At 41.9% G+C, this 15882-nt stretch carries 15 protein-coding genes; 8 read left to right on the top strand and 7 right to left on the bottom strand.

Features of this window, described 5'->3' with window-relative positions:
• Window positions 1-96 precede the first annotated feature (96 nt).
• Window positions 97-2928, bottom strand: coding sequence for an excinuclease ABC subunit UvrA (gene uvrA, locus NW213_RS06855; protein ID WP_258322267.1), 2832 nt, complete (start codon window positions 2926-2928; stop codon window positions 97-99).
• Window positions 2929-3006: 78 nt separating this feature from the next.
• Between uvrA and NW213_RS06850 the strand changes: the two genes are divergently transcribed.
• From NW213_RS06850 to NW213_RS06830, 5 genes are all read left to right on the top strand, one after another.
• Window positions 3007-4803 carry a LysM peptidoglycan-binding domain-containing protein gene (locus NW213_RS06850; RefSeq protein WP_154044091.1) on the top strand — a complete coding sequence of 599 codons (1797 nt, stop codon included), beginning with the start codon at window positions 3007-3009 and terminating at the stop codon, window positions 4801-4803.
• The gene (locus NW213_RS06845; RefSeq protein ID WP_154044092.1) at window positions 4800-5483 is read left to right on the top strand and encodes a porin family protein; all 684 of its coding nucleotides are present in this window, start codon (window positions 4800-4802) and stop codon (window positions 5481-5483) included. Before NW213_RS06850 ends, NW213_RS06845 begins: the two co-directional genes overlap by 4 nt.
• Window positions 5484-5584: 101 nt before the next feature.
• Complete coding sequence (locus NW213_RS06840; RefSeq protein WP_154044093.1) at window positions 5585-6340, top strand: exodeoxyribonuclease III; 756 nt, start codon at window positions 5585-5587, stop codon at window positions 6338-6340.
• A gap of 7 nt (window positions 6341-6347) precedes the next feature.
• Entirely contained in the window at window positions 6348-6728 is a 381-nt protein-coding gene (locus tag NW213_RS06835; RefSeq protein ID WP_154044094.1) for a diacylglycerol kinase family protein, read from the top strand.
• A 74-nt stretch (window positions 6729-6802) separates the two neighbouring features.
• Window positions 6803-7336 carry a phosphatase PAP2 family protein gene (locus NW213_RS06830; protein WP_154044115.1) on the top strand — a complete coding sequence of 178 codons (534 nt, stop codon included), beginning with the start codon at window positions 6803-6805 and terminating at the stop codon, window positions 7334-7336.
• 21 nt (window positions 7337-7357) lie between these two features.
• On the opposite strand, the gene NW213_RS06825 is transcribed toward NW213_RS06830, so the two are convergent.
• From NW213_RS06825 to NW213_RS06815, 3 genes are all read right to left on the bottom strand, one after another.
• Entirely contained in the window at window positions 7358-8920 is a 1563-nt protein-coding gene (locus tag NW213_RS06825; protein WP_258322265.1) for an ATP-binding protein, read from the bottom strand.
• 175 nt (window positions 8921-9095) lie between these two features.
• Window positions 9096-9803: a TIGR02757 family protein gene (locus tag NW213_RS06820; RefSeq protein ID WP_258322264.1), complete on the bottom strand. Its 708-nt coding sequence runs from the start codon at window positions 9801-9803 to the stop codon at window positions 9096-9098.
• Between the two features lie 241 nt (window positions 9804-10044).
• A complete protein-coding gene (locus NW213_RS06815; protein WP_154044116.1) occupies window positions 10045-10620 on the bottom strand; it encodes a bifunctional nuclease family protein in 576 nt (191 codons plus the stop codon).
• A gap of 258 nt (window positions 10621-10878) precedes the next feature.
• On the opposite strand from NW213_RS06815, the gene NW213_RS06810 reads away from it, so the two are divergent.
• From NW213_RS06810 to NW213_RS06800, 3 genes are all read left to right on the top strand, one after another.
• Window positions 10879-11391, top strand: coding sequence for a UpxY family transcription antiterminator (locus tag NW213_RS06810; RefSeq protein ID WP_154044098.1), 513 nt, complete (start codon window positions 10879-10881; stop codon window positions 11389-11391).
• Between the two features lie 167 nt (window positions 11392-11558).
• The gene (locus NW213_RS06805) at window positions 11559-12872 is read left to right on the top strand and encodes a phenylacetate--CoA ligase family protein (RefSeq protein WP_258322263.1); all 1314 of its coding nucleotides are present in this window, start codon (window positions 11559-11561) and stop codon (window positions 12870-12872) included.
• A 13-nt stretch (window positions 12873-12885) separates the two neighbouring features.
• Complete coding sequence (locus NW213_RS06800; protein WP_154044100.1) at window positions 12886-13314, top strand: amino acid-binding protein; 429 nt, start codon at window positions 12886-12888, stop codon at window positions 13312-13314.
• Window positions 13315-13330: 16 nt separating this feature from the next.
• On the opposite strand, the gene NW213_RS06795 is transcribed toward NW213_RS06800, so the two are convergent.
• From NW213_RS06795 to NW213_RS06785, 3 genes are all read right to left on the bottom strand, one after another.
• Entirely contained in the window at window positions 13331-13720 is a 390-nt protein-coding gene (locus NW213_RS06795; protein ID WP_154044101.1) for a GtrA family protein, read from the bottom strand.
• Window positions 13721-13805: 85 nt separating this feature from the next.
• Entirely contained in the window at window positions 13806-15569 is a 1764-nt protein-coding gene (gene aspS / locus NW213_RS06790) for an aspartate--tRNA ligase (protein ID WP_154044102.1), read from the bottom strand.
• Between the two features lie 66 nt (window positions 15570-15635).
• Window positions 15636-15878, bottom strand: a complete 243-nt coding sequence (locus tag NW213_RS06785; RefSeq protein ID WP_154044103.1) for a DUF6965 family protein — start codon at window positions 15876-15878, stop codon at window positions 15636-15638.
• Window positions 15879-15882: the final 4 nt, after the last annotated feature.

Raw genomic sequence — 15882 nt, 5'->3', positions numbered from 1 at the left:
TTAAACAATGTTTAAATGCCGTTTAAAAGCTATTTAAATACTTTTTAAAAGCTGGTTAAACAGCATTCATAATTACGTTTGTATAGATTAAACAATTTATTTCTGATTTAATTCTTCTTTAAGGAATTTAGGTGTATATCCTTTATCAGACATAGCCACTTCCTCAGGTGTTCCGCACGAAAGAAGCTGTCCTCCACCCTTTCCGCCTTCAGGTCCCATATCAATAATATAGTCTGCCATCTTTATAACATCAAGGTTATGTTCAATCACAAGAACTGTATTTCCTTTGTCCACCAGACGGTTGAGTACGTTCATCAATACACGGATATCCTCGAAATGCAATCCAGTAGTAGGTTCGTCAAGGATGTAGAAAGTCTTTCCTGTATCTTTCTTCGAGAGTTCGGTAGCAAGCTTCACACGTTGGCTTTCTCCGCCCGAAAGTGTTGTCGAAGGCTGCCCCAACTTGATATATCCCAATCCTACATCCTGAAGCACTTTTATCTTGTTCAGAATCTGTGGAACATTCTCGAAAAACTCCACAGCGCGGTTTATGGTCATATCAAGCACATCGGCTATCGACTTGCCTTTGTATCTTACTTCCAATGTCTCACGGTTATATCGCTTTCCATGACATACCTCGCAAGGAACAAGCACATCAGGCAGGAAGTTCATTTCTATGGTCTTATATCCGTTTCCTCCGCAAGCCTCACAGCGTCCTCCGGCTACATTGAACGAAAAACGTCCAGGCTTGTAACCACGTATCTTTGCTTCCGGCAGACCTACGAACAGATTTCTTATATCCGAGAACACTCCGGTATATGTAGCAGGATTTGAACGCGGAGTACGTCCAAGCGGCGACTGGTCCACATTCACCACCTTATCTATATTCTCAAGTCCTTCTATACGGTCGTACGGCAAAGGGTCCTGAAGTGAGCGATAGAAATGCTGCGATAGTATAGGTTGGAGAGTGTCGTTGATAAGAGTTGACTTACCGCTTCCCGAAACACCTGTCACACAGATGAGTGTTCCCAACGGGAATTCCACGTCCACTCCTTTCAGATTATTTCCTCTTGCTCCGAACAGAGAAAGTTTCTTGCCGTTGCCCGGTCTTCTCTGCGTCGGTACCTCTATCTTCATCTCTACGTTCAGATACTGCGATGTCATAGTGTGTGTCTTCAGCATCTCCTGCGGAGTTCCTGCAAATACCACTTCACCGCCCAATCGTCCTGCCTTCGGTCCCATATCTACAATATAGTCCGATGCAAGCATCATGTCCTTGTCATGCTCTACTACTATTACCGAGTTGCCTATATCTCTAAGACTTTTCAGGGAGTTTATCAGTCGGACATTATCTCTCTGATGAAGTCCGATACTAGGTTCATCAAGGATATAAAGTACATTTACAAGCTGCGAACCAATCTGTGTTGCAAGGCGGATACGCTGGCTCTCACCACCCGACAGACTGACGGAAGTACGGTTGAGAGAGAGGTAATCCAGTCCCACATCGAGCAGGAATTTCAGTCGGGTACGTATCTCTTTCAGAATCTCCTGCGCTATTACTTTCTGTTTGCTGTCAAGGTGTTCCTCCACTCCCTGCAACCATTCATAAAGTTCATTTATGTCCATCGAAGCCAGTTCGTAGATATTCTTGTCGTGCAGACGGAAATGAAGAGCCTCCTTATTCAGCCTCATCCCCTTACACTCAGGACATACATCGGTCTTGGCAAATTGCTCAGCCCATTTCTGAGCAGTGGCAGAAGCGTCTTTCTCCTGCATCATCTGTATATATTTCACTATACCTTCGTACTCCACAAAATAGTCGGACGAAGTGTGTACAAGCGATCTGTCTATCTTCAGGCGCTCGTCGCAACCGTAAAGGATTTCATTTATGGCATCGTCAGGCAATTCGCTTACAGGAGTTTTCAGTGTAGCTTCATGACGTTCGAGCAATGCGCTGAGTTGCCAGAAGATCATAGCATTCTTATATTTTCCAAGTGGTGCTATTGCCCCTTCATACACAGAAAGCGTACGGTCCGGAATTACCTTGTCAACATCTATCAGATTGACATATCCCAATCCCTTGCATCGCGGACATGCACCCTGCGGAGAGTTAAAAGAAAAATTGTGTGGTGCCGGCTCACGATAAGAAAGTCCTGTCACAGGACACATCAGACGCTTACTGTAATGACGCACACTTTCTGTCTGCGCATCCAGTATCATAAGCAAACCGTCTCCCAGTCGCATGGCAGTGGCCACACTCTGTCGCAACCTTTTATCCTCTTTCTCGGTTACAACTGTTTTATCTACCACAACTTCTATGTCATGGTTCTTGTATCTGTCCAGTTTCATTCCGTGAGTGATTTCCTTCACTTCACCGTCAACTCTCACATAAAGATAGCCTTTTTTCCTGACTTGTTCGAACAGCTCCTTATAATGTCCCTTTCGGGTACGAACCAATGGAGAAAGTATAAATATACGCTTCCCCTTATAATCACGGTTTATAAGTTCTATGATTTGTTCCTCGGTATATTTCACCATCTTCTCTCCCGAAAGATAGGAATATGCCGTAGCTGCACGCGCATAGAGCAGACGCAGATAGTCGTATATCTCGGTAGTTGTACCCACAGTGGAACGCGGATTCTTGTTGGTCGTCTTCTGCTCAATTGAGATAACCGGACTCAGTCCTGTAATCTTGTCAACATCAGGACGTTCCATTCCACCAAGGAAATTTCTGGCATATGCGGAGAATGTCTCTATATACCTGCGCTGTCCCTCGGCGAAGATTGTATCGAATGCAAGCGACGACTTACCGCTTCCACTCAGCCCAGTGATAACCGTAAGGCTGTTACGCGGTATTTCGACATCTATATTTTTCAGATTATGTACACGTGCTCCCTGCACGCTTATCGTTTCTTTTCCTTCTGTCATATCTTAATATTCAGTGAAACATTGCAAAGATAATGCTTTTTTCGTACTTTTGCCCGTAAATAATCATATAGCTGAAAAATGAAATTTATTCAATCTGTATTTCTTGCACTGGCAATCATTGCCGGAAGCAGCATCAAAGTAATGGCTCAGGCTACAGCCGAGAGCGGATATTTCCTTCACACAGTAACCAAAGGCCAAAGCCTATACTCTATATCAAGTATGTATAATGTCACCATTGACGACATTGTACGTCTCAATCCAGGCAGCGACAAGCAAATCCGAGAGGGAGCTGCACTTAAAATTCCACAGGCAGCTACAACAAACTCCGACAAACCTGTATTCCACACAATACAGGCAGGCGAGACTTTATACCGTCTATCGGTGAAATATAATGTCACCACACAGGCTATATGCGAAGCCAATCCAGGACTGAGTACAGAGAATTTCCGCTCGGGACAGGTAATAATAATTCCGGTACAGTCTGATTCCAAGCCACAAAAAGAGACTCCTAAAATCGAAGAACAGGAGAACACAAACGTGAAGATGAACGACTGGAAAGACATGCATAAAGTGGAAAGGAAAGAAACCATTTTCAGCATCAGCCGCGAATATGGCATAACAGAAGAAGAATTGATAGCAGCAAACCCTGAATTAAAGACAGGAAAACTGAAAAAAGGTACATTCCTTTTCATACCATACGGAAAGAATGACAAGAAACAAGAGTCAGAATCACAACCTACAACAAAAGAACTTACCAACGAAGAGGTTTTCAGCCAGAACGAAGAACTGAAAAAAGACATAAAGACTATCAAAGCGGCAGTAATGTTACCTTTTATGGCAGGTACAAGCACCAATATGGATGAGCAAGTACGAATGGTGGAATATTACGAAGGCTTCCTTATGGCAGTGGATAGTCTGAAAAAACAAGGTGTATCCATAGATCTTTACACATACGACACGAAAGGAAGAGAAGCTACCCTGAACAGCATCCTCTCAAAAAAGGAAATGAAGAATATGGACATAATATTCGGTCCGGCAAAGGCACAGGATATTGATGTTCTGGCAACATTCGCCGACAATAACAACATACGCCTGGTAGTCCCGTTTGCTCCTAAGGTAGATGAGGTTTTCAAAAATCCTCACATCTATCAGATAAATACTCCACAGTCATATCTGTATTCCGAGGTTTACGAACACTTTACACGCAAGTTCAGCGACAGCAACGTGATATTCCTGAACGCAAGCAATGGTGACAGAGAAAAGGATGAGTTCATCAAAGGTATGAAGACAGAATTAAGGAACAATGGCATAAGCTATCGCGATTTTACCGTAACTGATAATTTTTATGAGATAACCACTGTTATGGATACGCTGAGAAACAACATATTCATACCTACTTCAGGAAAAAGTACCGCACTGGTAAAAATTCTTCCACAATTGACACAGATCCGACGCGAACATCCAAACTATATGATGAACCTGTTCGGCTATCCTGAATGGCAGACTTATACAAACGACTATCTTGCAAGCTTTTACGAAATAGATACATATTTCTATTCGTCATTCTATACAAACAATCTTTTCCCAGCTGCTGTCCATTTCACCAACTCATACCGCCGCTGGTATAGTAAGGACATGGCAAACATATACCCGAAATACGGAATGTTGGGATACGACACAGGATATTTCTTCCTAAAAGGTCTGTCTAAATACGGAAACAAGATGGAGGAAAATCTGAACTCAATACAGGTGACACCTATACAGACCGGTTTCAAGTTTGAAAGGGTAAACAACTGGGGAGGATTTATTAACCGAAAAGTATTCTTCGTACACTTCTCTAAGGATTATGAACTGATAAAACTTGACTTTGAATGATAAAAAAAATATATATACTCTATTTGCTTGGTATTATCCTTGGCCTTAATGTTTCTACAGCCAACGCTCAGTTGCAGGAACAGAAACATAACTTTTCCGTAGGTATAAGCGGAGGAGTCAATCTGGGAAACGTTGATTTCTCCCCAAGAATAAAACAAGGTTACTTAATAGGCCCGCAAATGGGATTTACCGCCAGATATATATCAGAGAAATATTTCAGCATGATTTGCGGTATTCAGGCGGAGGTCAACTACTCCCAGCGTGGATGGAAAGAGGTGATAGAAGACGGAAGCGGTGACAGCTATCAACGAGCTATGAACTATGTAGAAATACCGCTCATGGCTCATCTGGCGTTCGGAAAAGAATATGGCAACGGAGCACGTTTCATCCTTAACCTCGGTCCGCAAATAGGTTTCCTTCTTAATGAAAAGGAAACTCATGCCATTCCTTCAATACAAAATGAGCAATACGGCAAAGCTGCAGAAAACGGTTTCGACTATGGACTGATTGGAGGTGGAGGTCTGGAGATACGTACCGGCATAGGACATTTCCTTCTTGAAGGCAGATACTATTTCGGACTTAGCGATTTCTTCAACACAACAAAGAAAGATTATTTCTCACGTTCAGCACATACTTACATATGCGGTAAAATCACTTATCTTTTTGATATAACGAAGTGAGATGTTAGTTTTTAGTTGTTAGTTTCTGTCCGAATGGTTATGACAACTAACAACCAACAACCCGTAACTTTCAATTATTAATTCTTAATTATTAATTAAATATGCGCCTTATTTCATGGAACGTAAACGGAATCCGCGCCTGCTGCGACAAGGGTTTCCGTGATTCATTCAAGGCACTTGATGCCGATTTCTTTTGCCTGCAGGAAACAAAGATGCAGGAAGGACAACTTGACCTCAGTTTCGAAGGATACACATCATACTGGAATTATGCCGAAAAGAAAGGCTATTCAGGTACAGCAATATTCACTCGTCACCAGCCTCTGAACGTAACATACGGCATAGGCATTGACGAACATGACCACGAAGGACGTGTGATAACACTAGAAATGGAAAACTTTTTCCTTGTAACAGTATATACTCCTAATTCACAGGACGGTTTGAAACGTCTTGACTACCGAATGACATGGGAAGACGATTTCAGGGCATACATCAAGAACCTTGACAGCAAAAAACCGGTACTGGTTTGCGGAGACCTGAATGTAGCACACAAGGAAATAGACCTGAAAAATCCAAAGACTAACCGTATGAATGCCGGATTTACCGACCAGGAAAGAGAAAAATTCCAGACATTACTCGATGCCGGTTTCATTGATACTTTCCGCCATTTCTATCCTGACATGGAGAATATCTATTCCTGGTGGTCATACCGTTTCAAGGCACGCGAAAAGAACGCAGGGTGGCGTATTGACTATTTCGTGGCTTCTGCACGCCTTGCTGATAAACTTCAGGGAGCAAAAATACATACAGAAATATTCGGTTCGGACCACTGTCCGGTGGAAGTAACCATCGATTTATAATATAGAGATGAAGAACGACGGGTTTACACTCAAAAAAAGGCTGAAGAGCTTCAAGTTTGCCTTTAACGGCATAATATTGCTCATTACCCGTGAACACAATGCATGGATACATTGTTTTGCGGCTGTATGCGTAATAATAGCGGGATTTGCTTTCGACATATCCACTACTGAATGGATAGCTGTAACTTTCGCCATAGGCACAGTACTTGCAGCAGAAGCTGTAAACTCGTCAATAGAAGCCATTGCAGACCTTGTTTCACCGGGATATAATGAAGCTATCAAACGTACCAAGGATCTTGCTGCAGGAGCAGTGCTTATACTTGCCATATCAGCAGCCATAGTCGGACTGATTATATTTATACCTAAAATAATGGAAATATTCAGCTAAACAGACACGCTGAAGTTTGCGTTTCTATACAAAATGATAAAGAGAATATGATTAAAAGAATCAGCATATTATTTATGGTTTGCCTGCTGTCATTCTCCATAAGCGCACAAACCATCGAAATTACCGGTAGCCGTAAGGCAGTCCGAACATCAGGCGATATAGGTGCAGTGCTTTTGCCTGTAGCCGGACTGACAGCCATTCTTATAAACAAGGATTGGCAGGGGTTGAAACAAGGAGTATTTTCAGGCATAACCACACTGGGAGTGACATACGCACTGAAATATGCCGTAAAGAAAGAACGTCCTGATCATAGCGATTTCCACTCCTTCCCTTCCATGCATACGTCAGTATCATTCGCGGCAGCGTCTTTCATCCAGCGTCGCTATGGCTGGAAATGGGGAGCACCGGCATATGTACTGTCAACGTATGTAGGCTGGAGTCGCGTTTATGGCAAGAAACATGACTGGTGGGATGTTGCGGCAGGAGCCGTTATAGGTACAGCCAGCTCATACATATTCACACGACCATTTGCAAAGAAACATAATCTTACGATAAGCCCTGTAGCAGGTGACCGTCATTACGGCGTTTATGCTTCAATGAATTTCTGATAAAGGTAATATTTATTTTCATCAGACTGTTTTCCAATCTCCTATCGTTCCTGTTTCGGAAGAGAAACTCGCACCTATCTTATAAAGTGTACGTGTATCTGAGGCGTATTCACCAGCATAACCCTTTTCTTCTATCTGACGCAAGGCCTCTTCAGCAGTTCCGTCGAGTTTGAACTCGAAGATATACACATATTGAGGCGTTTCCAGCACACAGTCCACACGACCGTGACTCTGTTGCTTCTCAACATAAACCGTATAGACGCTTATCAGGCGGAGAATCAGGTAGAATGTATATTGGAAATAGCGTTCGCGCTCCCTCTCATCATCCTTGCGGCGCATAGTATAAGGGATGCTCGAAAGAAATGAGGTGAAAAGGCTGCACAGTCTGTCGGTATCGCCACCCTCCAAAGTATCCAGCACATCAAAAATCCAACCCTCAACACGCTTCTTAGGCTGTAGATAAGATGTAGCAATGGCAGTAAGAAAACCGTTCTTTACCTCATTATTCGGAAAATCAAGAAGAAAAGTATTACGGCGCATATTGTAGTCCTTGATGGTCAGGTATCCGCTCTGGTAAATCATGGGTAAAGGCTGTTCCACATCGGCCTTATAATCAATGAATTCTTCCGGGCTATAATATCTGCCTGTCAGTTCATTCATGTTCTCCTTGAAATGAGCAAGCAGACGAATCAAGTACGTAGGAGTTCCAGAACTGAACCAATAATCCTGAAGACGAAGACTATCTAAGGCATTGAGCAGGCTGAACGGATTATAGACATCAGTCATATTGTCACTGAAATGGTAACCGTCGTATTTCTGTTTTAAAAGAGATTTCATTTCCTCAAAAGAGCAACGGTTCCTTTCAGCCATGGCAGATACAGGCTCGACAAAATAGCCGTCAAGCTCTTCCTGTGTAATACCGCAAAGTGTCTCGTAGCGAACATCCATACTGATATCCTTAGGCTGGTTGAAACCGCTGAACACACTCACCTGAGAGAATTTGGTCACACCGGTAAGAAGTACGAACTGGAGATGACTGTCTGCTACCTTAAACACGGAATAGAATGCCTTAAGAACATTGCGGTGACGGTCTTCCAATAATGTATCAACATCAAGCACATCAAGGATAGGCTTGTCGTACTCGTCTATCAGGACTACGGCACGACGGCCTGTCTGCTCATGTACAGCGCAAAGTATATCACGAAAACGAAGTCCTACCCCAAGTCCCGGATCAGTATGAATATCATACTGTTTTTCCCATTTATCAATATAATCATCAAGCATGGTCTCCAAAACACCAGCCTGAGTGAAATTCGCCCCGTTGAAATCCACATGAAACACAGGATGCACATTCCAGTCCTTCTCCAAACGGTCTATCTTCAATCCCTTGAAAAGTTCCTTATTCCCCAGGTAATAGTTCTTCAGTGTGGAGACAAGAAGGCTTTTACCGAAACGGCGCGGACGGCTAAGAAAATAAATGCTGCCACCGTGGGTAAGACTGTATATAAGGTCGGTCTTGTCGATATAGACATAACCGTCTTCGATTATACGTTCAAAACTCTGGATTCCTATGGGATATTTCATGTCGGTCAATTAAGAATTAAAAATTAATAATTAGGAACAAAACCGATGTACGTTTGGAACAAAGATACAAAAATAGGCAGAAAAATAAAAAGAACTGATGATTTCTTCTGCCACATTTTCAATCATTCATTACTGAACTAAAAGTACAGTTATTGGATAGATTGTACATATCTTATTAATACTTGTTGTTCACCCCATAGCCGAAGAGAGAGAAATCGCCCATACAAGGGTCACCGGGAAATATCTCGGCTAAGGCGTTCGTTATTCTTTTGGCGTTTGTGAGTGAGAACACAGGCTTGTCCGTAAGACCGAGAAGATGCGCCACACGGCATACGTGGGTATCAAGAGGGATAATCAGGTCGGAAGCAGACATTCTTTTCCACACACCGAAGTCAACCGGCGAGTCCTGACGCACCATCCAGCGCAAGAACATGTTTAGCTTTTTCTGAGGCGAACGGTCGGACGCCTCAAGAAACGCGCATAGTTTCTGCATAGGTGTTCCGGCATATTCCAAAAGTTTGTCTTCCAAAGTCTTTCCTTCGGAATAGACAGAATAAAGTTTTTCAAGATAAAAACGGAAATCGGAATGCGACACCATCCTGTAGAAACTGCTCTTGTCATCGGCACGGAAATCATCTCTCCATTTCTCAGAAAGGATATATTGCAAAGGTGAATGTCCCATAATTGCGTCCAGCTCGTCCGCCTTGCGGAGTATCATCTTGCGGTTGCCGAAGCTGAGGACAGCCGTAAGCAGACCTGAAATCTCTATGTCACACTGTTCGGTATATCTGTGAGGGAACTGTACAGGATCGTCGGGAATGAACGATGCACAATGGTAAGTGGCTGCCCACTCTTTCAATAATTTTATAGTTTCTGTTTCCATAATAATCCGGTTGATACGTTTCAAAAAAATGAACTGTAGTTTTTCCGGCAAAATATGAGGCATAAAAAAAGGGAATCTTCCCAGACTCCCAATCTTCATTAACCTTAAATCTAATACCATGAAAAACACAGTGCAAATATACGGGTTTTATGTTATGTAACATATAAAACATCAAGAAAAACCCATATATTTAACTTTATTTTATAATAAGGAAATTTATCATAGCTTTATAATATATTTATTAACACTTATTATTCCCCTCCCTTCTGGATATTTCATCTCTTAGCATTGCTGCCCTTTCATAATCCTCGTTATTGATAGCCGCTTGCAAATCCAATTTCAGCATATCTGTCCCTACAGAATTAAGAGGCATACTGAAGCCTGCACCGTCGGCACTAACGATACGGATTTTTTCTTTTTCCAGCAAATCCTCAAGAACATATACAGGAAAACCCATCTTTAAAGACATGGAAAAAGCATCGGTTGTACGGGAATCAACTTTAAATTCACTTCCGTCAGAACGTGTGAAATATATATATGAACTGAATATACCACCGTCCACATCATAAATTACAGCCTTTTCCACTATCATACCGGCTTCTGTTATTATAGAATTCATCAAATCGAAAGTCATAGGACGGGGGGTATCATAATTGTGCATACATAACCTGATATCCGCAGCCTCCCTATCCCCTATAATCAAAGCCAAACGTCTTTTCTCTTCATAACCAAACACTTCTTCCAATATCAACGCATGCGATGTAGAAGGCCTTAACAAATCCGACACTCCTATTATACGAAGCTCAACTTCATTCATATATAAACTCCTTATATGATTAAAATGACATTTTGCTGCTATTTTACAATCAACAGCAAAACTTATAATAGAACAAAATTAATAAAAAAAACATAGTATATACTATATTCGGCTGAATAATATCATCAAACAAAAAAGAAAGTTTTACAGATTTAAATAACGGTATTGATTTTTATTTATACATTTGTATTGATTTATACGCCGTAGAATATATTGAACGGTAATCTAACGACTATTAAACCACTTATAAAGAACAAGATGGAAAATAATCACTGGTATGCGATGTATGTAAAGATGCATCACGAAAAAAAAACAGCTGAAAAACTTTATAATATGGGTATAAGAAACTTCCTACCACTACAGGAAAGGGTAAAACAATGGAGTGACAGGAAAAAGAAGGTAAAGGAAGTGGTAATACCTATGATGATATTTATAAATACGGATGAAAAAACAAGAATTGAGATTTTGAAGACCATACCATCAATAAACGGTACGATGATAGACCGGACAACCCACAAACCGGCTGTTATAAGGGATGACGAGATGGAACGATTCATGTTTATGCTGGACTATTCGGAAAGTGCAGTCTCTTTCACTACAGAAACACTTAAACCTGGAGAAAAGGTAGAGGTTATAAAAGGACCTCTGAACGGACTGAAAGGAGAACTGATGGAAACAGACGGAAAATGTCAGGTATCAGTCAGACTGAATATGCTGGGGTGTGCAATAGTGGAAATGCCGGTAGGATACTTAAAAAAGATAGAAAACTAACGCATATTGAAGACAAATTGATATTATTAAATCATCAAAACAGTAAAAATGAAATTTTTCCTTGCTGTTTTGATGATTTTTTCTAATTTTGCAGTCATAGGAATTTCAACATAACATTTCAGAATAATATTCCGATAAAAACATAAACCTTACAAATAATTGTCATAATGGAAAACGACTGCAAATATCTCCATCCGGAGATGGAAACAATGACGAGAGAGGAAATAGAGAAGCTGCAACTGGAAAGACTGAAAAAGACAGTAAAACATTGCATGAACTCTCCTTTCTATAAGAAAAGATTCGAAGAGTGTAATCTGAAACCTGAAGATATAAAATCACTTGACGACATAAGAAAAATACCGTTCACGACAAAACAGGATTTACGCGACAACTATCCTTACGGACTTGCCGCAGTACCACTGAAAGACGTGGTAAGACTGCATTCATCAAGCGGTACGACAGGAACACCTACAGTAATACTCCATACACAAAAAGACCTTGACGAATGGGCAAATGCCGTGGCACGCTGTCTGCACATGGTTGGACTGAGAGCCGGAGATATATTCCAGAACTCATCCGGATACGGTATGTTTACCGGTGGATTGGGATTTCAGTATGGCGCTGAAAGACTTGGAATGCTGACCGTACCGGCTGCAGCAGGAAACACAAAAAGACAGATTAAATTCATAACAGACTTCGGAACCACAGCACTTCACGCCATACCAAGCTATGCAGGGCGTCTGCATGAGGTTATGGAAGAAATGGGAATAGACCCGGTTAAGGATACAAAATTGAGAACACTGATAATAGGCGCCGAACCACACTCTGAAGAACAAAGGAAAAGAATAGAAAAAATGCTCGGAGTGAAGGCCTACAACTCCTTCGGAATGTCGGAAATGTGCGGTCCGGGAGTGGCTTTCGAATGTACAGAACAGAACGGTCTGCACATATGGGAGGACTATTATATAGTTGAAATAGTAGATCCTGAAACACTGGAACCTGTGCCGGACGGCGAAGTGGGTGAACTTGTCCTTACAACAATAAACCGCGAGGCAATGCCACTGTTAAGATACAGAACAAGAGACCTTACAAGATTCCTACCAGGAGAATGCAAGTGCGGACGCCATCACAGACGCCTTGACCGCATGAAGGGAAGAAGTGACGACATGATAATACTGAAGGGAGTAAACATCTTCCCTATCCAGATAGAAACCATACTGATGCAATTCAAGGAGCTTGGTTCCGACTATCTGATTACACTCACCAACCTTGATGCAAACGACGAGATGACGGTAGAAGTGGAACTGAACGAATTTACCGACGATTTCGGTTCACTGCAGAAACTTACAAAGGAAATTACTCGCCAGCTGAAAGACGAAATTCTGATTACCCCAATCGTAAAACTGATACCGAAAGGAAGTCTGCCAAAACAGGAAGGAAAGGCTGTGAGAGTGAAAGATTTACGTAAAACATTAATTTAAAGACATATACATCATGACAGTACATCAATTATCTGTTTTTGTAGAAAATAAATCGGGAACTCTCCTAAAAGTTCTCGAACTGCTGAAAGAGGCAGAAATTCAGTTAATAGCCTCTACCATTTCCGATACTGTGGAATACGGAATCTACAGAATAATATGCTCCGATCCTGAAAGAGCCTTTCAGACACTAAGCAAGGCTGGAATTTCAGCAAATGTTTCGGAAGTATTTGCCATAACACTCGACAATTATCCGGGAAGAGCTGCCGATGCAATAAAAAGCTTCACAGACGCAGGCATAGGCATATCATACCTGTATTCATTCCTACTGGCAGGAAAGGGTATCCTTGTTTTCCGCACAGACGATGCTGAAAAGACAAGAGATGTAATTACAAAGAACAATATGAGTTATCTGGAAGATAAAGACTTGTACAATATGGCATAAACAAATGCAATATGAATTACTTGAAAGTAATCATCTTGTTGCTTATAAAATTTACAGCGCCATATACAAAGAGTCCAAGGAACTGAGCAAGATATTCATTGATATGAAGAAGCTCCACCAATACAAGAAGGAACACAAACTGGGCGCTGTAGGCCATGACAAAAGCTATAAGGAAGAACAGTATCTGACGCTGGATGCTGTTCTTTTTTGTTTCCTTGTCCAAAGGAAAAATCCAGTACTTGCACCAAAGGAAGTTGTTTATCTGTGCGGCCGTATATGCAGAAATATTGGCTATCATATAGTCAAGTCTGCAAATATGCATAAGCACCCATACCACCAACGCAGCAATCACCGCATTGAGAGTACCCACTATGACAAACCTTATGATACGTACTGTTTCTTTCATTAATGAAATTCAAAAATACGGCACGGAAACAGGTATAATCCAAACACACCTATATCCGTGCCTAATTATATTTAAAGAAGTTTTATCAGTTCTTTTCCTTGATGTCAACTACCAGGTTAAGCTCGTCAAGCTGTTTCTGGTCAAGATAACCAGGAGCATCAAGCATAACGTCTCTTCCTGAGTTGTTCTTAGGGAATGCTATACAGTCGCGGATTGAATCCAGACCGGCAAAGAGTGATACCCAACGGTCAAGACCGTATGCAAGACCACCGTGAGGAGGTGCACCGAACTTGAAGGCGTTCATCAGGAAGCCAAACTGTTCCTGTGCCTTTTCAGGAGTAAATCCAAGGATTTCAAACATCTTGGCCTGAAGCTGAGAGTCGTGGATACGGATTGAACCACCTCCTACTTCAACACCGTTGATAACCATATCGTATGCATCTGCACGAACTGCAGCAGGGTCAGTATCAAGAAGTGCGATATCTTCATCCTTAGGATGAGTGAACGGATGGTGCATAGCCATCAAGCGGCCTTCTTCTTCGCTCCACTCGAACATCGGGAAGTCAACAACCCACAGACAAGCAAATTTATTCTTGTCGCGCAATCCCAACTGATTACCCATTTCGAGACGGAGTTCACAAAGCTGCTTGCGAGTTTTCATCACATCGTCACCGCTGAGGATAAGAATCAAATCGCCCGGTTTTGCACCGAATGCTTCTTTCATCTTCTGCAGTACTTCCTGTGAATAGAACTTGTCAACGCTTGACTTCACATTACCGTCAGCCTCAACACGTGCATAAACCAATCCCTTAGCACCGATCTGAGGACGTTTAACGAATTCAGTCAACTGGTCAAGCTGCTTGCGTGTATATGTAGCGGCACCTTCGGCACAGATACCACCGATATATGCAGCATTATCAAATACAGAGAAACCATAACCTTTGAGGATATCCATCAGTTCGACAAACTTCATTCCGAAACGCAAGTCAGGTTTATCGCTACCGTAATATTTCATTGCATCTGCCCAAGGCATACGGATAAACGGTTCAGTAAGTTCAACACCGCGCAATTCCTTAAACAGGTGTTTTGCCATACCTTCGAACATGTTGATAATATCTTCCTGTTCAACGAAGCTCATCTCGCAGTCAATCTGAGTAAACTCAGGCTGACGGTCGGCACGAAGGTCTTCATCGCGGAAACATTTCACAATCTGGAAGTAACGGTCGAAACCTGAAACCATCAACAGCTGCTTCAATGTCTGAGGTGACTGTGGAAGTGCATAGAACTGTCCCGGGTTCATACGTGACGGAACGACAAAGTCGCGCGCACCTTCCGGAGTAGAACCGATAAGCATAGGAGTTTCCACTTCAAGGAATCCTTTGCTGTCAAGATAACGGCGTACTTCCATTGTCATGCGGTGACGCAATTCCAAGTTCTTGCGAACAGCCGTACGACGAAGGTCAAGGTAACGGTACTTCATACGAAGGTCATCGCCACCATCAGTATTATCTTCGATAGTGAAAGGAGGAGTCTGAGCAGAATTCAGAATGTTAAGCTCAGAAACGATGATTTCGATATCACCTGTAGGAATATTATTGTTTTTGCTTGAACGTTCGTTCACGGTACCTTTTACCTGAATAACGAACTCACGTCCCAGATGATTGGCTTTTTCACAAAGGTCGGCATTCACATCGGTATTGAAAACCAACTGTGTGATACCATAACGGTCGCGGAGGTCAACGAATGTCATTCCTCCCATCTTACGTGTACGCTGTACCCATCCGGAAAGCGTAACATTTTTGCCTGCATCGGCAAGTCTCAACTCGCCACAAGTATGACTTCTAAACATATTAAGAGTATTTTTAATCTTTTGAACGACAAAGTTAGTACATGTTTTTGACTTATGCAATTATATTCACTTTTGAGTTTCTTCCAGCTTTGCCTTTAGGCGTTCCAGAAGATATATGGCTCCCTGCATCTTAGGATTTTCATAATTTATCTCAGCCTGTACAAAAAGTCGGTTTATCGTATCTTTCAAATCCGGGATATAAGTAGCCTTATCAAGCTGTATAGACTCCGGAAGATCTATTTTTTTAAACCATTCCTCCAGTTCAAGAAGCTCTTCATGCGTGTATAACTTCAATGTTATTTTTGCCATATTA

It is taken from the genome of Bacteroides sp. ET336 (assembly GCF_024733815.1).
Taxonomy (GTDB): domain Bacteria; phylum Bacteroidota; class Bacteroidia; order Bacteroidales; family Bacteroidaceae; genus Phocaeicola; species Phocaeicola cellulolyticus.
This window is presented reverse-complemented; position numbering and strand designations above follow the sequence as displayed.